Raw genomic sequence first — 19,189 nt, forward strand, 5'->3', positions numbered from 1 at the left:
CCTTGGCAGTAAGAGGCGATGAAAGACGTGATACTCTGCGATAAGCCATGAGGAGCTGAGAATAAGCTTTGATCCATGGATCTCTGAATGGGGCAACCCACCTGACAGTTTCATATTGTTGCGCAAGCACTCAATATGTCGCTGAACCAGGTACTTATAGACTGAATACATAGGTTTATAAGAGCAAACCCGGGGAACTGAAACATCTAAGTACCCGGAGGAAAGGAAATCAATTGATACTCCCCTAGTAGCGGCGAGCGAACGGGGACCAGTCGAGCCATGAGTGTGACTAGAACGACCTGGAAAGGTCGGCCATAGCGGGTGACAGCCCCGTATAGGAAGCATGATTGGACGTATTAAGTAGGGCGGAACACGTGAAATTCTGTCTGAAGATCGGAGGACCACCTTCGAAGGCTAAGTACTCCTTACTGACCGATAGTGAACCAGTACCGTGAGGGAAAGGTGAAAAGCACCCCGACGAGGGGAGTGAAACAGTACCTGAAACCGAACGCCTACAATCAGTTGGAGGGCCCTTGCGGCCTGACAGCGTACCTTTTGTATAATGGGTCATCGACTTGGTCTATCTAGCAAGCTTAAGCCGTTAGGTGTAGGCGCAGCGAAAGCGAGTCTTAATAGGGCGTCGAGTTAGGTGGATCAGACCCGAAACCGAGTGATCTAGGCATGATCAGGCTGAAGGTAAGGTAACACTTACTGGAGGGCCGAACCCACACCTGTTGAAAAAGGTCGGGATGAATTGTGCCTAGGGGTGAAAGGCCAATCAAACTCGGAGATAGCTGGTTCTCTGCGAAATCTATTTAGGTAGAGCGTCATCCGAATACCCCGGGGGGTAGAGCACTGGATGGGTAATGGGGCCCCACAGGCTTACTGATCCTAACCAAACTCCGAATACCCGGGAGTACTAGATGGCAGACACACGGCGAATGCTAACGTCCGTCGTGGAGAGGGAAACAACCCTGACCTACAGCTAAGGCCCCCAATTCATGGCTAAGTGGGAAAGCAAGTGGGACGACCAAAACAACCAGGAGGTTGGCTTAGAAGCAGCCATCCTTTAAAGATAGCGTAACAGCTCACTGGTCTAAATAAGTTGTCCTGCGGCGAAGATGTAACGGGGCTCAAGCCATGAGCCGAAGCTTAGGATGCCGTAAGGCATGGTAGCAGAGCGTAGTGTGACATAGTTCCATGTGTCCTTACCGTCCTCGGGCGGATTGGACACAAGGAGCTTTCTGTGAAGCCGGCGCGTGAGCGATCCGGTGGAGAGATCACTAGTGAGAATGATGACATGAGTAGCGACAAAGAGTGTGAGAGACACTCTCGCCGAAAGTCCAAGGGTTCCTGCTTAAAGCTAATCTGAGCAGGGTAAGCCGACCCCTAAGGCGAGGCCGAAAGGCGTAGTCGATGGGAACCAGGTTAATATTCCTGGGCCAGGAGGATGTGACGGATTGTGAAGGTTGTTCACCCTTATCGGATTGGGTGGGCCGCTAATCAGTCCCAGGAAATAGCCCTCCGTGAGATCGTACCCTAAACCGACACAGGTGGACTGGTAGAGCATACCAAGGCGCTTGAGAGAACGATGTTGAAGGAACTCGGCAAAATACCTCCGTAAGTTCGCGAGAAGGAGGCCCGGTTCCTAGGCAACTAGGGGCTGGGGGCACAAACCAGGGGGTGGCGACTGTTTATTAAAAACACAGGGCTCTGCGAAGTCGCAAGACGACGTATAGGGTCTGACGCCTGCCCGGTGCCTGAAGGTTAAAAGGAGAGGTGAGAGCCTTGAATTGAAGCCCAGGTAAACGGCGGCCGTAACTATAACGGTCCTAAGGTAGCGAAATTCCTTGTCGGGTAAGTTCCGACCTGCACGAATGGCGTAACGACTTCCCCGCTGTCTCCAACATCGACTCAGCGAAATTGAATTACCTGTCAAGATGCAGGTTTCCCGCGGTTAGACGGAAAGACCCCGTGCACCTTTACTACAGCTTCACACTGGCATCAGGCCATGCATGTGCAGGATAGGTGGTGGGCTTTGAAGCAGAGACGCTAGTCTTTGTGGAGCCACCCTTGAGATACCACCCTTGCATTGCTTGATGTCTAACCGCGGTCCGTTATCCGGATCCGGGACCCTGTGTGGCGGGTAGTTTGACTGGGGCGGTCGCCTCCTAAAGCGTAACGGAGGCGCGCGAAGGTTGGCTCAGAGCGGTCGGAAATCGCTCGTTGAGTGCAATGGCAGAAGCCAGCCTGACTGCGAGACTGACAAGTCGAGCAGAGTCGAAAGACGGCCATAGTGATCCGGTGGTCCCGAGTGGAAGGGCCATCGCTCAACGGATAAAAGGTACGCCGGGGATAACAGGCTGATACTGCCCAAGAGTCCATATCGACGGCAGTGTTTGGCACCTCGATGTCGGCTCATCTCATCCTGGGGCTGGAGCAGGTCCCAAGGGTACGGCTGTTCGCCGTTTAAAGAGGTACGTGAGCTGGGTTTAGAACGTCGTGAGACAGTTCGGTCCCTATCTTCCGTGGGTGTAGGATACTTGAGAGGAGTTGCCCCTAGTACGAGAGGACCGGGGTGAACGATCCACTGGTGGACCAGTTGTCGTGCCAACGGCAGTGCTGGGTAGCTATGATCGGACAGGATAACCGCTGAAGGCATCTAAGCGGGAAGCCCCCCTCAAAACAAGGTATCCCTGAGGACCGTGGTAGACCACCACGTCGATAGGCCAGAGATGTAAGCGCAGTAATGCGTTCAGTTGACTGGTACTAATTGTCCGATAGGCTTGATTTGATCCAGTAGAAGCAAGACTTCGAAAGATACATCAAGAGCATACACACACTTCAATTGCCTACCGCTTCGCTACTTGAGGCGGCTGGCACAGTCGTACATGACTTGGACTTAAAGGGCTTTTTCGGTTTGGTGGTCATAGCGCAAGCAAAACACCCGGTCCCATCCCGAACCCGGCCGTTAAGTGCTGTAGCGCCGATGGTACTGCGTCTTAAGGCGTGGGAGAGTAGGTCACTGCCAAACCTAAAAAGCCCTTTAAGTGTATCTCTCTGACGATGACATTTACCCCACAATCCAGCCTTTAACAGCCAACGCTTTGCGTTACGTCGCTGTGTCTAAGCAAGACTGTTTTGTGAGTATCATCCCATGCCCGAAGGCCACACGATACACCGCGCTGCACAAGACCAGCGCCCAATGCTGGTGGGCAAACGCATCGCTGCGACATCGCCGCAGGGTCGCTTTGCCGAAGGTGCGCTGCGCATTGACGGGCAGGTTTGCACCGCCATTGAGGCGTTGGGCAAGCATCTGCTGTATCAGTTTGAAGGTGGAGATCACCTTCATATCCATCTGGGGCTTGCCGGTCGCATTTATCGCAATGTACAACCTGCCGATCCGCCGCGCGATGTCGTCCGTATCCGCATGGAATCCGTGTCGCACGTCATCGACATCACCGGACCTGCGGTTTGTGAGATCTTGACGGCCGATGATCTGACGGCATTTCGGATGAAGTATGGGCCCGACCTGTTGGCGGAGCCGGACGAGCCCGACCGTGCCATCGCCCGTATCCGCAAAAGCCGCGCGCCCATCGCAACATTGCTGATGAACCAGCAGGTGATATCCGGCATCGGCAACATCTACCGGACTGAAATCCTTTGGCTGATGGGCTTGAACCCGTTCGCCCGCGGATGTGATGTGCCCGAAGACACATTGCAGCGGCTTTGGACGGAGATGCGTTCGCTGATGCAGATTGGTGTAACCTACAATTCCATCATCACGAATGGCGAACTGCCCGCTGCAGGTCAGGACATCCAGGAGCGCGTCAACATCTATGCAGAAGAGGCGTGCCCAACTTGCGAATCCGCCGTTGAAGTGACCAAAATCTCGGCCCGCACATTGTACTACTGTGCCCGCTGCCAGGGCGTCTGACCGCCCGTATCGGCAGACCGCCGCCTGTCACAGATCTGTCGTTCAAAATTCACGGTATGCTTGAATGGGCGTCACCGACTCGCCTGACTATGCCTGTTGCACGTTCCAGCGAAAGGCTTTCCCATGCATCGAATTTTGACACTGACCGCTCTGTGTACCCTTGCGGGTGCCGTATTGGCGAAGGATCCCACCTATATCGGCGGCGTTCATGTCGTGCGTGGTGCTGGTGACGGCGCCGACATGGCGCGCGGCACAGTTTTTCTGGATGAAAATCGCAACGCGCAACTTGACCCGGGTGAGGCGGGTTTGCCCAATGTGCAGGTGTCCAACGGGCGCGAGGTCGTTCTGACGGCCGAAGATGGCACGTATGAGCTGCCCGCCTATGACGACATGAACCTGATGGTCACAAAGCCTGCCGGGTACGCGACCCCGGTGAGCGCTGATATGGTTCCGCAATTCGCCTATATTCACAAGGTTGATGGGTCGCCCGACCTGCGTTTTGGTGGGATTGATCCAACTGGGCCGCTGCCCGAGGCCGTCAACTTCCCCCTGATCGAGGACGCGGTGGGAGCCGAGTTCAACTGTCTGATCTTTGGTGATGCACAGGCCTATACCAATCGCGAGATTGGCTATGTGCGCGACACCGCAGGCCAGATGTTGGCCACTGCCGATCTGTCCGACACCGAATGCCTGATCTTTGCAGGTGACGTGATGGGCGATGATCTGTCGCTTTATCCCCGGTTCAAGTCCATCATCGCCGTGGGCCAGACCCCGCAATACTTTGTCGGCGGCAACCATGACATTGATTTTGATGCCGAGGATGACAAGGACAGCTTTGACACGTTCCGACGTGAGTGGGGCCCGGAATACTACTCCTTTGACATCGGCGATGTGCATTTCGTCGGTCTGGACAACGTGCGTTACCCTTGCAACGGCGTCGATCCGCACCCGTTTTGTGCAACGGACGCCAACCACACCTATAACGGTGTGATCACGGGCCGACAGCTGGAATGGCTGGAGAATGATCTGGCCAACGTGCCCGAGGACAAGTTGATTGTTCTGACAGCGCATATTCCGTTTCAGACCTTTACCGACAACACGGCTGCCAAACACCAGACCGACAACCTGGATGAACTGGTTGCCGTGCTGGGCGATCGCCCGGTTCTGGGTTTGGCGGGTCACACGCATACCACTGAAAACATTGAAAAAGGCGAGCATTTCCACGGGTGGGAAGAGAACACCAATGTGGGTCCCGCGCCCTTTCACCAGATCATCGCAGGCGGCCTGTCGGGCAGCTGGTGGGCGGGTGATCTGAACGCCCAAGGGGTACCGCATGGCACGCAGCGCCTGGGCAGCCCGCGTGGGTTTTATGAGTTGGCGTTCAACGGGCCGGAGTTTGTCGACACCTACCGCACCTTCCACACCCATGAGGATGAACAGTTTCACGCGTCTTTCAACACGCCGCGTTTTCGCGAGTGGGCTGAGCGGTTGCTGACGTATCGCGCGCTCTATGAGCGTGAGTTTGACCAGACGCCCCCTGTGGTGCGCCGTGATCTGGGCGACATGCTGATGTTGACCACGGATGATCTGGCCGAGGGCACGTGGTTGACTGTCAATGTCTGGAACGGCTCGGCCTCGTCCGTCGTGTTTGCAAGCCTGAATGGCGGTGACGCGATGCCGGCCGAGCGGACCCAGTCCGGCACGGGCGAGGAGAAGCTGGAAGGTGTGGACTATGCCGACCCGCTGGCGCTTGCGATGCAGTCGACCCAAGGGTCTATCGCCGCGCGGTCGGTCGATGGTGGCGATGAGACCGCCGGTTTCACCACCTGGCAGGGCACGTCGTGGAGCGGCAAGGCCAACCCGTTTCAGGGTTGGATGTTGACCGATAACAGCAGCCACCTGTGGCGTCTGGACATGCCAAACGACCTGCCTGTCGGCTTGCACACGGTTGAGATCACCGTGACCGACCGCCACGACCGGGTATATCGCGACACGATTGCCTTCGAGGTGGTCGAAGAACTGCCGAACCTGGAATGGCAGGCCGAGTTCTGGGAATAGGTGCGCGAATTTATGACGGTTTTCTGACAGCAAATGTGGGGGACGGTCTTGCGGTCCCCCGCGACTCGGCGTACATCACCCGAACCAAATGGCGCGGGATGGAGCAGCCCGGTAGCTCGTCAGGCTCATAACCTGAAGGTCGTAGGTTCAAATCCTACTCCCGCAACCATTGGAACCGACACCCCGCCCGTCAAACGGCGGGGTTTGTCGTTTCCATCATCCGCCAGACTTGGAACCGCCCCGAACTCCCCATAAAGCTCAATTGCATGTCCATGTTCGTCATCGTCATCGGAAACCATCCGAACTTCTGACACCAGGTCGCGCAGCGCCTCCGTCGCTTTCGGCCGAGCGAGGTCGTCATTCAAAGAAGTCGTGAGGTCGGCGAAGAGCCCACTTTTGCCGATGTTGCGGCTTGCATGAACGTCTACGTCAGCTTTTTCACCGGATGACCTCACGTCGCCTTTCCAGCGTAAGAACGTCTCGCCACCGGCCTTCTAAGGGGCCGTAGCTCATCTTTCCCGGTTTTTCCCTCGTGCCGATGGCCTCGAATCCCAAGGTTGCATGGAGTGACAGGCTGGTTTCGTTCTCCGGGAAGATCTGGGCGACCAGCGTCCTGTTTCCGGCGTTCCCGGACGCCAATACTAAATCGTCCATCAAAAGGCGGCCGAGCCCACATCCTTACCGCAGGCGGCACGTTGACCGAGGCATCACCCACGCCTTGGCAGACCGGGCGGGTGGAGATTGAGCTGACACCAGCCCAGGCAGCGACAGTCCTGCCGTCTTTGCAATCAGGGGAAGTTCGCATTTGGTCAGAAAACGCGCATTGAAGCCGCGCCAGTCGTGCGACGTATCCCGGAAGGTGACGTGACCTTTTGCCGGGCCTTCTGCATCGAAAACTGCTACTGCGGCCTCAGATCATTCCGGTCTTCGGGTTGTGATGTCTATCAGGGCCATAGGGCCACCACCGCCAGAAGAACGGCCATTCCGACCAACGCCTGCAGCACTGCTCCGCCCGTCAGGATGCCGATGGCGCGCCCTTCGCTTTGCTCATCAGGCAGCGCGTCCCGCCGGACCAGCCAGTAGTAACTATCGTTGGGTAAGATCGCGATGAATGATCCGAGACAGATCGCAAAAACGGCAGCGATCTCGTTGACGCCGCTGGCCAGCACAATCGGCGCCGCGACGGGTGCGATGGCGGCAAAGGTCGCCATCGACGATCCCTGGGCCAGCTTGAACAACACAGTCAAAGCAAAGAGCGCAATCAGGGTGAGCGCCCCATCGCCCTGTGGCACCAGATTGTTCAGCGCCACCATTCCCGTCAGCACGGCCCCGAAGGCGCTTGCGGCCCCGATGACCAGGAGAAGGGACCCTGTTCGTCGAACCGCGCTGTCCAGACACGCGCGCCTCTCGTCCGATGGCGTTTGCAAAAGGGCGAGGATCGCGGCGGTGATCAGCGCACCCTTGGGCAGCAAGAGAAAGTCCAATGCTCCGATACCCGTCGGGCCGACAACACCGCCCGCGACCAGCAAGCCAGCCATCACCAAAAACGGTGCGAAGGCCCTCAGCAAGCGCCCGTTGTCCACCCCGCTTTCCGCTTCGATTTGCGCTGCATTGCCTCGGGTCGCGAAGCGCCCCCAGATCACGCCCGCCGCCCAAACCGGCAGCGTCAACAGCGCGCCGAACAAGAGCAGGATGGCGGGTTCGACCCCGGCCGCACCCGTGACACCAAGCCCGGCCGCGACAATCAAGGGACCTGCAGGATAAAGCAGCTTGAACCCCGCATAGGCGCCGAATGCCGTATCCATCTTGTAGCGCCCTGCCGCCGGAGAAAGAGCGGCATAGGCGGTGTCGGGACAGATCATGCCTGCGCCCGCAAACGGTGAGGCCAGCGCGACCGTCCGGCCCGCCGCATTTGACGCGATGTTCTGCCGCGACAGTGCCGCCGCCAGCGTAAACGAGGGCAAGAGGATCAAGGCAAACTCGCCGAGGGCGCGTCCGAAGCCGCTGTTGAACACCCCGACAACCTCGTCTGCACCCATACCGGCGGACAACCCAAGCATCAGTGTCAGGAGCACCATCCAGATCACAAGCGGCAAATCCGGCGCATAGCTTTTTAGACTGGAGGATGTGGGCTGTGTCGAAGACGCATCTGCCATGGTGGGTCCGATCTGTTATCTGAGTAAAACTCATGTTAAACGCAAGCTGAACTCCGGCTAAATGAGAAAACATGAGAGCCAGCATGCGCCAGACTCATGCAAAGCCACCGCTTCGATCCCTTCAGGTCTTCGAGGCTGCAGCTCGGTGTGGCAGCTTTACCGCTGCTGGTGAGGAGCTTGGCATCACTCAAAGCGGTGTGTCGCGTCAGGTGTCGGATCTGGAGGCAACGCTCGGTGTTGCGCTGTTTCGACGGAAGGGCGCAAGGCTAAGCGTGACCCCGGCGGGCGAGCGGCTGGCGCGCCAGCTTGGGGATGCTTTCGCGCGCACGTGGTCTGCCGTGGCCGATGCGCGGGCGTCCGATCAGGTTGTCACGCTGTCGATGCTGCCATCGGTCGCGGCGCGTTGGTTTGCACCGCGTTTAGGCGCGTTCATGGCGGCGCACCCGAACATTGATCTGCGCATCACGGCCTCCCGGCATCTCGTGGATTTTACGGCGGAAGGCGTTGACGCCGCCATTCGGTACAGCCCGGCGCCCTTACGCGATCTGGACGCACTCAAACTGGGCACGGAAACAGTGACGCCCGTGTGCTCTGCACTCTATGCCGAAGAACACGCGTTGCGCGCGCCAGCCGACATGTACCGCGCCACGCTTTTGTGTGGGGACATTCCTGAAGACTGGCCCGCGTGGTTCGACGCCGCCGGGTGTTCGCACCCTCCACCCACGGGTCCGCGCCTGGGGGACGATGGCGCGATCCTGCAGGCGGCGGTCGAGGGGCAAGGGGTCGCCCTCGGGCGTTCGTTGCTTGTTGCGGATGACATCTCAACCGGACGGCTCGTGACCCCTTTCACTATCTCGCTGGATGCTAGCCACGCCTATTGGTTTGTACGACCCAAAGGCATGGCACCCACACCGGCGATCAATGCAGTGAAAAATTGGCTTATCGGCCAGTTCGAAGAGTAAAGTTTGAAAGCGGTCCTTGGGCTGTTCGCAGCAGGGTCACCCCTTGTCCCGTGGTCGTTTGTTGATGCGGATTTCAGTCAGGGTCCAAACAGAGCCCAAAGGAGATTTTTTAGTTTTTTGCTGCGCGTGTGAGTGGCGAAGAAAAAACGCAAATGTGTGACAGGGCCTCTGCTGCTGGACAGCGAAGGGAACGGTCATCCATTGAGGAAGCAGTGCATATCGGGTGGTGAACTCGTAGCCCGCGGCACAAAACGGCCGGTTTTCAAAGTTCCGCACCGACAGCAGCCCATGCTGCCATCTCGTCATCGGCGATGGTCAATGACACCCGCCAGCGTTCGCCCGTTTTCCGAAGGATATAGACATGTTCCCATGCGACGATGATCGTGCCGTTCGCGCCGAGCATCCGGTACGCCATCCGGGCCTGCGCCACCCCGGGGAACAGTTCTTGTGCCGACAGCAGGTCGCCACTGGGTGTGACGACGCCTTGCTTGCGGTAAAAGCCCATCAACATTTCGCAATGGGTTCGGAACGCCACGCGATCCATTGAAAAATTGCCGGTCGGGGAGGGAAACAGGCCGACGTCGTCCCATAGTTCACTCAGGGCGGCGGCATCTTCGCGTGCGAAGGCGTCGATGTAACTGGCGAAAAAGGCCGTGATTTCGTCCTGGAACATAGGCCTTGGGCGGGTCATAGGCATGATCGCTCAGGCGACATCGGTTTCGGCTGCGGCTGTGGCTGATTGAAGCTGCATTTGGACAATGTCGGTGAACGCGAGGGTTGGGTTGGCCTCTGCCAGCATTCCTATCTTCATCCAGAATTCGGCCTGCGCGTTGATGGATCGACACATCACTGTGCTGGCACGCCGAACATCTTCGTGCAGGCTTTCGTCGATTTTGACCAGTCCCATGGCTGCCCCTGTAAGAGATATACGATATGTAAATGCTTCGTATATACTGCAATCAAAGGTGCAGGGAAAGAACCACAAAAGCGATTGGGCCACATTTGGGCACCGTATCGCCACATCCGGCCCGTTTCGTCAGCTGCTATCGCCCGATTTCGAGTGCATGACGTCGCTGATCATGCGGCGCAGCCAAACATGTCCGGGATCGTTCTGCACGCGTTCGTGCCAAACGACGCGATACCCGAAGTCGCCAAGTTCGACCGGCGGTTCAAGCAGCGTCAGGTTCATCGTATCGGCAAAGGTTTTGGCAGCACGGTACGGCATCGTCAGAAGCAGATCAGAGCTTGCTGCGGCCAGCGCGGCCACGGCAAAATATGGCAGGACCAGCGCGATGTGCCGCTCTTTTCCCAAGTTAGCCAATTCTCGATCAACGGGACCGGTGCGCCCACCCGTGACTGTCACCAGGATGTGCGCATAGGACAAGTAATCGTCCAGACCGATGGCCCTGTCAGCCGTGCGCGCAAGCGGATGGCCCGGCCGCACGATGCATGCAAATCGTTCGCGGTACATTTCCTTGGCGCGCAGGGCCTCGGGTACCGGATTGTCACTGTAGAACATCAGGTCCAGATCGTTGCTGCCCAACTCGTCGAATGACGTGGGTGTCAGAGGTTTGATATCCAGCTCTGCCTTGGGTGCCTGCCGAAAGAAACGCGCCGCAAGGCGCGGCAAGACGACCGTTGCGCCATAATCCGTGGTCGCGATCCGAAACCTGCGTTGGGAGTGCGCCGGTTCAAACACCGCAGCGGGTTCAAGAACACGCAGAACGTTTGCCAGCGCGTCCTCGAGCGGGGCGCGCAATTCCAGCGCGCGGGGTGTCGCCGTCATCTTGGATCCGCTTTTCACCAGCAGGCGGTCATCGAACAACTCGCGCAGCGATGCGAGCGCGCGGCTGATGGCCGGCTGGCTCATCCCAAGCAGCTTGGCGGTTTGGCCCACGCTCAAGGTCGTCAAAAGGCTGCGCAGAACGACAAGCAGGTTGAGGTCGATCTTCCGAAAGTCCTGTTCAAGCATGCGGCCCGGCCCTCTGGTTCTGGTGTGCTTTGGTCCTCACGTTATCCGCAAACCGGATAACGGATTTTCATATGCCGATGTTGAGGAATAATCGCGCATCCACAAGTCCTTCAGCACAGACACGCAACGCGTCGCCGACCCGCCCAAGGCAGGCCCGGCACGCACCGGAGACTGGAGGTCTTTATGAGCGACGATGATCGAATATCTTGTGTTCGACTGACCCGGCGGGGCGCGTTGGGCGCCGGAACCGCGGCAGCGACTGGCGCGCTTTTGCCTCGGAAGGCCCTGACCCAGGGCGCCGCGCCGGACCCCGTACCCGTTACCGAGCCGGGTTGGACAGTGCCCGTTACGACGATGATCAACGGAACGGCACATGCGCTTGAGATTGACGCGCGCGCCTCGCTGCTTGATCTGCTGCGCGAGCGCCTGGGTCTGAGCGGCGCCAAGAAAGGGTGCGACCACGGCCAGTGCGGTGCTTGCACCGTTCACATAGACGGGCGCCGGGTCGCGTCGTGCCTGACGCTGGCGGCCAAGATCGACGGTCGCGTGGTCACGACGATCGAGGGGCTGTCGGACGGCGACAGCCTGCATCCGATGCAGCAGGCTTTTATCGACCATGACGCGCTGCAATGCGGCTACTGCACACCCGGTCAGATCATGGCGGCGGTCGCCTGCGTGCGCGAAGGCAATGCCACCAGCCCCGACCGGATCCGCGAGTACATGAGCGGCAATATCTGTCGGTGCGGCGCCTATGTCGGGATCATCGCAGCGGTCGAGGACGCCGCCGCGCGGATGGGAGACAGCTGATGCAGGCGCTGAGGTATACACGTGTCACAACGCCCGAAGCTGCGATCGAGGCGCTCAGGACCGCCGGTGCCGGTGCACGGTACATTGCCGGAGGCACGTCGCTTTACGATCTGATGAAGCTGGGCATCGAGCACCACGACCACCTTGTCGACGTGAGCGGGATCGAGAGCCTGACCGGGATCGACACGGACGGCGACAGCCTGCACTTTGGAGGGATGGCGTTGATGGCTGATGTTGCGGCGCATCCCGTTGTCCGGGACGACTATCCGGTTCTGGCTGAATCTCTGACCACGGCGGCGTCGCAACAGTTGCGGAACATGGCCACGGTGGGCGGCAATCTGCTGCAACGCACCCGCTGCATGTATTTTCGCAATGGAGCCGACGGAACGTATCCGTGCAACAAGCGGGCGCCGGGATCGGGATGCGCGGCTCTTGGTGGGCGGGATCGTGGGCAGGCGGTGCTGGGCACATCGGATGCCTGCACAGCCGTGTCGCCCGGCGATTGGCCTGTCGCGCTGCTGGCCCTTGATGCGTCCATCGACCTCCTGGGGCCTGACGGTATCCGGACGGTGCCCATCGCAGATCTCTACCATCTGCCGGGGGCGACGCCTGATTTCGAGTTCAACCTCGTTCCGGGTGAGATCATCACAGCCATCACGGTGCCCAAGACGGCCGCGCGTGGATCAACCTATCACAAGATTCGTGACCGCGCTTCTTACGCCTTTGCACTGGCGTCGGCTGCGGTCGTTCTTGAGATGGACGGCGACATCATGCGGCGCCCGCGCGTGGCCCTTGGCGGTGTGGGCACGATCCCATGGCACGCGCCCGAGACCGAAGCAATGCTGGATGGCCAGCCGTTGACCCGCGCCCGTGCGCTTGCGGCGGGCCAAGCAGCCTTTGCCCGGGCGCGGCCCGGTCGTCAGAACGCATTCAAGCTGACCCTCGGGGCCGAAGTGATCGCCGATGCCGTGATGATCGCCGCCCACCGGGCCGCGCAATGACCTGACCAGACTTTCCAAAACCAACCACCTTACAGAAAGGAAGACGGATCATATGACACGTTCATTCACCTTCCCCGTTACAATTACCTTGTGTGCCGCGGGCGCGCTGTCGCTTGGCGGCACCGGTCACGCCCAGCCCGGCTGGTCCAACGCGGCCGCCATGCCGTCCCCCCGGCAAGAGATTTACGCAACCACGCATGAGGGCCTGATCTTTACAGCGGGCGGGCTCGCCGAAGGTGCGTCTGCCGTGCGGGATGACTTTCTGGCCTATGATCCGACCAGCGACAGCTGGCGAGAGCTGCCCGATCTTCCGGCGGCGCGCCACCATATCACGCTGTCGACGCTGGGCGATGTGATCTATGCCGTTGGCGGATTTTCGGGGGGCTTTCCGGACTGGCGGCCCGAGGCGTCCGCCTATGCGTTCGATCTGGCCCGGGGTGAATGGCGGGATCTCCCCAATCTGCCCGTCGCGCGCGGAGAGCACGTGTCTGCCGTCGCGGACGGGCGCATTTTCGTTATCGGGGGCCGCGTGGGCGGAACCGAAGGGGCGGCAAGCTTTACCGAGCACCGGGATACCGGGCGCGTCGATGTCTTTGATCCCGCGACCGGCATGTGGTCGCGTGGCATAGACGCCCCAACTGCGCGCAACAGCGCGGCAAGCGCCGTGATCGACGGACAGATCTATGTTGTGGGCGGGCGTCAGTACCTAGGCCAAGCCGATGGGTCCGGGGTCAATGTAAATGTCGCGGCACTTGAAGTCTTTGACCCCGAAACCGGATTATGGTCCGTGCGCGCGCCTATGCCCCGAGGGGCAGGCGGTCTGGCTGCCGCAGCCGTGGATGGCAAGCTGTATGTCTTTGGCGGCGAGCAATGGAGCCCCTCGCAAGAGGTGTTCGCCGATGGCTGGGTCTATGATCCAGCGACCGACGCGTGGGCGGCGATGCCGGACCTGAACGTGCCGCGCCACGGATTGGCCGCTGCGGCCATAGATACGCGCATCTTTACCATCGGTGGTGCAACTGAAACCGGTGCCGGCGATGTCGACGCCCACGAAATGCTGACTGTCGCCCGCTGACCCCACTCTCTCTAGCACCGGCCTGGCACCCCTGCCGGGTCGGAAGGAGCTTGCCATGACTCTGACCTCGACCCCCGACCGCCCCCGGACCGATGCCCGCGACAAGGTGCTGGGCCGCGCGCTGTTTGCCGCCGATGTGCCGATCCCGGGCCTTCTGCACGCCATGACGGTGCCTGCGACCATCGCCAAGGGCCGTGTCACGCAGATTGATACGCGCGAGGCCATCGCAGAGCCCGGTGTCGTTCGGGTTTTCACGCACGAAGACTTCGGCGACATTGGCGTGACCCCTGCCACCCTTGGCGGCAACCAGCCCGGATTTCAGCCGATGACCGGGACCGACATCCTGTTTCGGGGTCAGCCCGTCGCGATGGTGGTTGCGGAGACACTGGAAGCGGCAGCAGAGGCGGCGCGGCTGGTGCATGTGAGTTATGCGCCAGCGCCCTTCACCGCTTCAATGGGCGCGCCCGGGGCAGAACCGCAGCCGTTCGAAACCACGATCGAGGCGGGCGATGCGACCGGGGCGCTGGACGCGGCTGAGATCACGATCGAGGCCGCGTATGACCATCCGCAGAACCACCACAACCCGATGGAGCTGATCTCGACCACGGCGCTGGTTGAAGAGGGGCGCATCGTCATCCGCGAAGGCACCCAGAACACGGCGGCGATCAAATTTGGCACCGCCGGGGCGCTTGGTCTGGATCCCGATTTGGTCGATGCGCTCAGTCCCTATACGGGCGGCGGTTTTGGCCAAAAGAATGTGCTGCAACTACAGTCGGTGCTGGTGACACGGGCGGCCATCGCACTTGGCCGTCCGGTCAAGCTGGTGATGCCGCGTGCGCAGCTGTTTCACACGGCCTCTCATCGGCCTGCGAGCCACCACCGCATTCAGCTGGGCGCGGCGCGAGACGGTCAGATCACCGGAGCCATCTATGAAAGCGATCAGCAAAACGGACGCTATGACCAATTTCTAGGCTCGGCGCATAACGAGACGGTGAGCCGCGTGTATGGGATCCCCAACTGGACAGGGCGCGAACGGCTGGTGAGGGTTGACAGCTCACCGCCCGGCCACATGCGGTCGCCACACGAACATCCCGCGAGCTACGCGTTTGAGAGCGCGATGGATGAACTGGCCTATGCGCTGGAGATCGACCCCGTCGCGCTGCGCCTGGCAAATGACGCGGGCAGCGACCCGATCACGGGAAAGCCCTATTCCAGCCGGACGTTGAACGAATGCCTTGAGCGTGGCGCCGCGCGCTTTGGCTGGGATAGGCGCGTGCCTGCGCCGGGCTCGATGCGGGCCGAGGACGGGTCGCAAATCGGCTGGGGCGTCGCTGCCGGTGCGTATAAGGGATCCATGTGCCCGGCGATTGCGCGGCTGCGCATCCGGGCGGATGGTGTGACGCAACTGGCCATCACCGGGCACGAGATGGGTCAGGGCATTCGGAGTGCGGTGGCGTCCGAGTTGATGGAGGTCCTGGCCGTCAATCCGGACCGGATGGAGATCCGGATGGGTGATACGCGCGCGGCACCGCAACACCTGACCGCAGGATCATGGGGCACGGGCAGTGCGGTTCCGGCGACCCGTGCGGTGGCGGAGCGTATGCACGCCGCACTGACGGAACTGCTAGGCCCTCTTGAGCCGGGCGACGACGTCCATGCCAGGTTGATGGCGGTGCGGCGCCCCTATCTGGAGGTGTCGGTCACGCAATTGGGTCTGGATCAGACGCAGGCGCATCTTGACCGGATGCTGCGCGGCGCGCCCGCTGCCATCGGACCGGAATACAACGATTTGGTCGCCTTCAGCTGGATTGCGCATTTCATCGAGGTGCGCGTGCATCCGACGCTGCGGCAGATCCGGGTGCCCCGTGTCGTGTCCGTGGCCGATTGCGGGCGCGTGATGAACCACCGGACAGCGACCAGTCAGATTCATGGCGGTGTGGTCTGGGGGATCGGCGCGGCGCTGCACGAGGTTGCAGAGATCGACCCGCGATATGGGTTTGTGTTGAACAACGACATTGCCGATTACGTCATGCCGGTCAACGCGGATATCGGCGACATCTCGGTCGAGCTTTTGGACCAGCCGGATCTTGCGCTGAACGCATCTGGCGTCAAAGGCATCGGTGAGGTTGCAATGGTTGGTGTCAGCGCGGCGGTTGCAAACGCGGTGTTCCATGCGACAGGGCGACGGGTGCGGCACTTGCCGATCCGGGTTGAAGATTTGATGTGACGCGTGCGCAGATCCCATAGGACTCAAGCATTCAAGATGATCGTGTGGTTGTGGGACTTGGGTCGCCAAAATCCACTCCGGGATCGCACCGGGACCGTTACGTCGCTCTCCTATTCGGTCTCTCGGTAAAAGACATAGCCCGCATGGTACAGGACCCCATCGCGGAACCGCCCATCGGCATAAAAGCCCGTGTCGTCCCAATACTGGATGATATCGCCTGTGACACGATAGCGGCCACGGTAGGCGCTTTGTCTTGTGCCGCGAGCTTCGTCGTAGCGGCCATTGGGTAGCAATTCGTGGCGGATATGGCCGTCTTCGGTGATCCACATGCCGATGAAGGCGTGATCTTGTGGGCTCGTTTCCTCGGCCGGGCGCGGCGAGCGGGGAAAGTCTGTCGTCACAAACTGTGCGTGGGAGTTTGACGTCGCCATTAGCGTGGCCACGATTGCGAGAAAAAAGGTGCGCAAGGCATGGTTTAGTCTCCGTTTGGAATGGCGGTGGATGTGCATGGTGCCGCCTTTGCAACAAAGGTGAACGAGGCGGGATGCGCCCCTGTCCGGATCATTCGGAACGCGGTTCATTGTTGTCGACCAGCGCGTCATAGGCGCGAAGATCAAGGAAGGCTTCGGCGTGCGTGACCAGCCCATCTTGCATCGTCATGATCCAGAGAAACTGGTTTTCATAGATGCCTCCGCCCGTTGTCGGTGCGCTGCCGTCCCAGCGAACGATCACTTGGTCGCCGTCGGCCCAGATATGGTGCACCTCGGGCAACAGGGGTGCGGTCAGGCGGCTTGTGACCGGTCGGGAGGCTTCTTCGATGAAAGCATCGAAATCCGTGTAAACGCCTGCGACGGGTCCGGTGCCGTGTATCGTCCAGACGATATTGTCGGACAGGATATCGCCGAAGACATAGGTGCCCTGCTGCCAGGTCTCGAACGCCTCGGTGATGATACGCTCGTTCTCAGCGGTGGTTGCGGGTGTCTGCGCGAGGCTCGCTGTCGGGGTCATCGCCAAGGCACCGCCAAAGAAAAGGACGATTTGTCTGAGTGTCATCGTGTTGTTCTCCTGCATGGCATCCGGATCACGCGGCGGATGTCGTGGGGCGGATGGTGATTTCGGTCGTGTCGACGTCGGCTGGTGCCTCGATCACCTGTCGGACGGCGCGGGCTATGTCGGCGGGCTGCAAGGCGATGGACCGGAACGCATCCATTGCCCCCTTGGTTTCTTCGTGGGTGATGGTCGACGCCAAATCGCTTTCCACCACGCCGGGATTGACGCAGGTGGTGCGGATATGCGGGCTTTCCTGCCGCAATCCGTCGGTGATCGCGCGCACCGCAAACTTCGTTGCGCAATAGACCGCGCCGGTCGGCACGACGTAAAGCGCGCCGATGGAGCCGATGTTGATGATCTGGCCGGATTGCTGCTTGTCCATCTGCGGTAGGACCGCCCCAATGCCCCAAAAGACGCCTTTGACGTTTACGTCTACCATCTGGTCCCACTCATCGAGTTTCACGGCGGACAGCGGGGACAGCGGCATGACACCGGCGTTGTTCACTAGAACGTCAATGCGGCCCCAATTTGTGATGGCCTGTGAGGCAAACGCCTGCATTGCATCCCGGTCGGTCACGTCGAGCGTCATCGACCTGGCCGTGCCACCATTGTTGGCGATCTCTTGGGCAAGTGCCTCGATCCGGTTGCCGCGCCGCGCGCCCAGCAGGACCTTGGCACCCGCCGCGCCCAATTCGCGTGCAATGCCCTCACCGATGCCGCTGGATGCGCCGGTGATAAGGATGACTTTGTCCATGGTGTTCTCCTGATGTCATGCGTGCGTACAAGGTCACCCTTGCCGCAACCGCAGAGGTATGCGGCCGCTCGGGGTGCTGATAGACCGATCAAACGGGATTGTTGCCTGATCCTCCGGCGCGCGGCATGATGGCGCGACACCTGGTCGACAAAGCGCCCGCGCCCCATATTGATCGGGCCCATGATGGATGACGCAACCACCGCTGTGTCGCTTGACACCCTGGCGCGGCGTATTGCTCGATACGCCATGTGCGATGGCGTGCACCAAACGGATGTACCGGGTCTGCACCTGATACGCAGCGCGCATCCAACCCAGGAAATTCACACAGTCCATGCGCCCGCCCTTTGCATCGTTGTTCAGGGGGCGAAGCGGGTCGTTTTGGCGGATCAGGTCATCCAGTACGATCCCGCGCACCATCTGCTGGTGTCCTTCGATCTGCCCATTGTCGGGCAAGTGATCGAGGCCATGCCATCCCGCCCCTATCTGTGCCTGCGGCTTGACGTGTCTACGGATCGGCTTGCGCAGCTGGCGACCGAGTGTCTGGCAAGCACGGACAAGACCGTTCAGCGGCCGGCTTCCTGTCCAGGTCTGTGTTTGGGCGAGACGACCGCCAAGGTTTTGGGTGCCGCCGATCGCCTTTCACGTCTTGTCGAGACCCCTGACGACATCGCTGTTCTGGCCCCGCTTTACGAGCGCGAGCTGCTTTACCGGGTGATGCGGACCCAACAGGGGCAACTGGCTGTGTACAACGTGCTCGGCCTTGGCCGTGGGGCGCAGGTCGCGCGGGCCATCACTTGGCTGCGCCAGAATTATCGCGCGCCGTTCGAGATGAAAAAACTGACCGAGTTCTCAGGTCTGCAACACTCGGCGCTGCATCAACATTTCAAGGATATCACCCGGATGACCCCGCTCCAGTACCACAAGCAATTGCGGCTGCATGAGGCGCGGCGGTTGATGCTGTTTCAGAACCGGACCGCTGCCGAAGCCGCATTCTCGGTCGGATACGAAAGCCCATCCCAATTCAGCCGGGAATATCATCGCCTGTTTGGCCAACCCCCGATCCGCGATGTTGAAACGCTCTCGCGGACATTCTTTTCTCCTGACATGCCGTAATGGTGGGGCTGCGTGCTGGCACATGTTGAACAGACCGCGGTGGCCCAGTGGCGCCTTGTTCTTTTTTTGACAAAAGT

Annotated in this window: 15 protein-coding genes, 1 tRNA gene and 2 rRNA genes (1 of these 18 running past the window's edge); 11 read left to right on the forward strand and 7 right to left on the reverse strand. The window is 60.1% G+C overall.

The window, feature by feature from the left end; all coding sequences use genetic code 11:
• From BWR18_RS18515 to BWR18_RS18535, 5 genes are all read left to right on the forward strand, one after another.
• A 23S ribosomal RNA gene (locus tag BWR18_RS18515) occupies positions 1–2,794 on the forward strand (it extends 31 nt beyond the left edge of the window).
• Between the two features lie 125 nt (positions 2,795–2,919).
• Positions 2,920–3,034 (forward strand): 5S ribosomal RNA (gene rrf, locus BWR18_RS18520).
• A gap of 123 nt (positions 3,035–3,157) precedes the next feature.
• Complete coding sequence (locus tag BWR18_RS18525; protein WP_076629879.1) at positions 3,158–3,937, forward strand: Fpg/Nei family DNA glycosylase; 780 nt, start codon at positions 3,158–3,160, stop codon at positions 3,935–3,937.
• A gap of 123 nt (positions 3,938–4,060) precedes the next feature.
• Complete coding sequence (locus BWR18_RS18530; protein WP_076629880.1) at positions 4,061–5,995, forward strand: calcineurin-like phosphoesterase C-terminal domain-containing protein; 1,935 nt, start codon at positions 4,061–4,063, stop codon at positions 5,993–5,995.
• A gap of 92 nt (positions 5,996–6,087) precedes the next feature.
• Positions 6,088–6,164: transfer RNA gene (locus BWR18_RS18535), tRNA-Met, on the forward strand.
• Positions 6,165–6,939: 775 nt separating this feature from the next.
• Here the strand turns inward: BWR18_RS18535 and BWR18_RS18545 are convergent.
• Positions 6,940–8,151, reverse strand: a complete 1,212-nt coding sequence (locus tag BWR18_RS18545) for a GntT/GntP/DsdX family permease (protein ID WP_076629881.1) — start codon at positions 8,149–8,151, stop codon at positions 6,940–6,942.
• 83 nt (positions 8,152–8,234) lie between these two features.
• On the opposite strand from BWR18_RS18545, the gene BWR18_RS18550 reads away from it, so the two are divergent.
• The gene (locus tag BWR18_RS18550; RefSeq protein WP_076629882.1) at positions 8,235–9,113 is read left to right on the forward strand and encodes a LysR substrate-binding domain-containing protein; all 879 of its coding nucleotides are present in this window, start codon (positions 8,235–8,237) and stop codon (positions 9,111–9,113) included.
• A gap of 262 nt (positions 9,114–9,375) precedes the next feature.
• On the opposite strand, the gene BWR18_RS18555 is transcribed toward BWR18_RS18550, so the two are convergent.
• From BWR18_RS18555 to BWR18_RS18565, 3 genes are all read right to left on the reverse strand, one after another.
• Complete coding sequence (locus BWR18_RS18555) at positions 9,376–9,786, reverse strand: DUF4440 domain-containing protein (protein WP_076629883.1); 411 nt, start codon at positions 9,784–9,786, stop codon at positions 9,376–9,378.
• Between the two features lie 30 nt (positions 9,787–9,816).
• The gene (locus BWR18_RS18560) at positions 9,817–10,020 is read right to left on the reverse strand and encodes a ParD-like family protein (protein ID WP_076629884.1); all 204 of its coding nucleotides are present in this window, start codon (positions 10,018–10,020) and stop codon (positions 9,817–9,819) included.
• A 129-nt stretch (positions 10,021–10,149) separates the two neighbouring features.
• Positions 10,150–11,085 (reverse strand): LysR family transcriptional regulator, encoded by a 936-nt coding sequence (locus BWR18_RS18565; RefSeq protein WP_076629885.1) that lies wholly within the window; start codon positions 11,083–11,085, stop codon positions 10,150–10,152.
• 183 nt (positions 11,086–11,268) lie between these two features.
• Between BWR18_RS18565 and BWR18_RS18570 the strand changes: the two genes are divergently transcribed.
• From BWR18_RS18570 to BWR18_RS18585, 4 genes are read left to right on the forward strand one after another with little or no spacing between them, the layout of a single operon-like run.
• Complete coding sequence (locus BWR18_RS18570; protein WP_076629886.1) at positions 11,269–11,892, forward strand: (2Fe-2S)-binding protein; 624 nt, start codon at positions 11,269–11,271, stop codon at positions 11,890–11,892.
• On the forward strand, positions 11,892–12,893 hold the full coding sequence (locus tag BWR18_RS18575; RefSeq protein WP_076629887.1) for an FAD binding domain-containing protein: 1,002 nt from the start codon (positions 11,892–11,894) through the stop codon (positions 12,891–12,893). The genes BWR18_RS18570 and BWR18_RS18575 overlap by 1 nt, the downstream gene beginning before the upstream one ends.
• A gap of 52 nt (positions 12,894–12,945) precedes the next feature.
• Positions 12,946–13,968 (forward strand): Kelch repeat-containing protein, encoded by a 1,023-nt coding sequence (locus BWR18_RS18580; RefSeq protein ID WP_216637308.1) that lies wholly within the window; start codon positions 12,946–12,948, stop codon positions 13,966–13,968.
• Positions 13,969–14,023: 55 nt separating this feature from the next.
• Entirely contained in the window at positions 14,024–16,195 is a 2,172-nt protein-coding gene (locus BWR18_RS18585; RefSeq protein ID WP_076629888.1) for a xanthine dehydrogenase family protein molybdopterin-binding subunit, read from the forward strand.
• Between the two features lie 110 nt (positions 16,196–16,305).
• Here the strand turns inward: BWR18_RS18585 and BWR18_RS18590 are convergent, their stop codons facing one another.
• The 3 genes from BWR18_RS18590 to BWR18_RS18600 all read right to left on the reverse strand — a co-directional run bounded on the left by BWR18_RS18590 (position 16,306) and on the right by BWR18_RS18600 (position 17,999).
• On the reverse strand, positions 16,306–16,596 hold the full coding sequence (locus BWR18_RS18590; protein WP_254684898.1) for an Atu4866 domain-containing protein: 291 nt from the start codon (positions 16,594–16,596) through the stop codon (positions 16,306–16,308).
• A gap of 160 nt (positions 16,597–16,756) precedes the next feature.
• Positions 16,757–17,248, reverse strand: coding sequence for a nuclear transport factor 2 family protein (locus tag BWR18_RS18595; protein ID WP_216637309.1), 492 nt, complete (start codon positions 17,246–17,248; stop codon positions 16,757–16,759).
• Positions 17,249–17,276: 28 nt separating this feature from the next.
• Positions 17,277–17,999, reverse strand: coding sequence for an SDR family oxidoreductase (locus BWR18_RS18600; RefSeq protein WP_076629891.1), 723 nt, complete (start codon positions 17,997–17,999; stop codon positions 17,277–17,279).
• Positions 18,000–18,179: 180 nt separating this feature from the next.
• On the opposite strand from BWR18_RS18600, the gene BWR18_RS18605 reads away from it, so the two are divergent.
• Entirely contained in the window at positions 18,180–19,112 is a 933-nt protein-coding gene (locus BWR18_RS18605) for an AraC family transcriptional regulator (RefSeq protein WP_083957790.1), read from the forward strand.
• The last annotated feature ends 77 nt before the right edge of the window (positions 19,113–19,189 follow it).

It is taken from the genome of Tateyamaria omphalii (assembly GCF_001969365.1).
Classification (GTDB): Bacteria; Pseudomonadota; Alphaproteobacteria; order Rhodobacterales; family Rhodobacteraceae; genus Tateyamaria; species Tateyamaria omphalii_A.

What these genes read in the sequence shown, in the direction of transcription:
- BWR18_RS18525 (WP_076629879.1), top strand. Translation starts at nt 3,158, where the DNA reads ATGCCCGAAGGCCACACGATACACCGCGCTGCACAAGACCAGCGCCCA.
- BWR18_RS18530 (WP_076629880.1), top strand. Translation starts at nt 4,061, where the DNA reads ATGCATCGAATTTTGACACTGACCGCTCTGTGTACCCTTGCGGGTGCC.
- BWR18_RS18545 (WP_076629881.1), bottom strand. Translation starts at nt 8,151, where the DNA reads ATGGCAGATGCGTCTTCGACACAGCCCACATCCTCCAGTCTAAAAAGC.
- BWR18_RS18550 (WP_076629882.1), top strand. Translation starts at nt 8,235, where the DNA reads ATGCGCCAGACTCATGCAAAGCCACCGCTTCGATCCCTTCAGGTCTTC.
- BWR18_RS18555 (WP_076629883.1), bottom strand. Translation starts at nt 9,786, where the DNA reads ATGTTCCAGGACGAAATCACGGCCTTTTTCGCCAGTTACATCGACGCC.
- BWR18_RS18560 (WP_076629884.1), bottom strand. Translation starts at nt 10,020, where the DNA reads ATGGGACTGGTCAAAATCGACGAAAGCCTGCACGAAGATGTTCGGCGT.
- BWR18_RS18565 (WP_076629885.1), bottom strand. Translation starts at nt 11,085, where the DNA reads ATGCTTGAACAGGACTTTCGGAAGATCGACCTCAACCTGCTTGTCGTT.
- BWR18_RS18570 (WP_076629886.1), top strand. Translation starts at nt 11,269, where the DNA reads ATGAGCGACGATGATCGAATATCTTGTGTTCGACTGACCCGGCGGGGC.
- BWR18_RS18575 (WP_076629887.1), top strand. Translation starts at nt 11,892, where the DNA reads ATGCAGGCGCTGAGGTATACACGTGTCACAACGCCCGAAGCTGCGATC.
- BWR18_RS18580 (WP_216637308.1), top strand. Translation starts at nt 12,946, where the DNA reads ATGACACGTTCATTCACCTTCCCCGTTACAATTACCTTGTGTGCCGCG.
- BWR18_RS18585 (WP_076629888.1), top strand. Translation starts at nt 14,024, where the DNA reads ATGACTCTGACCTCGACCCCCGACCGCCCCCGGACCGATGCCCGCGAC.
- BWR18_RS18595 (WP_216637309.1), bottom strand. Translation starts at nt 17,248, where the DNA reads ATGACACTCAGACAAATCGTCCTTTTCTTTGGCGGTGCCTTGGCGATG.
- BWR18_RS18600 (WP_076629891.1), bottom strand. Translation starts at nt 17,999, where the DNA reads ATGGACAAAGTCATCCTTATCACCGGCGCATCCAGCGGCATCGGTGAG.
- BWR18_RS18605 (WP_083957790.1), top strand. Translation starts at nt 18,180, where the DNA reads ATGATGGATGACGCAACCACCGCTGTGTCGCTTGACACCCTGGCGCGG.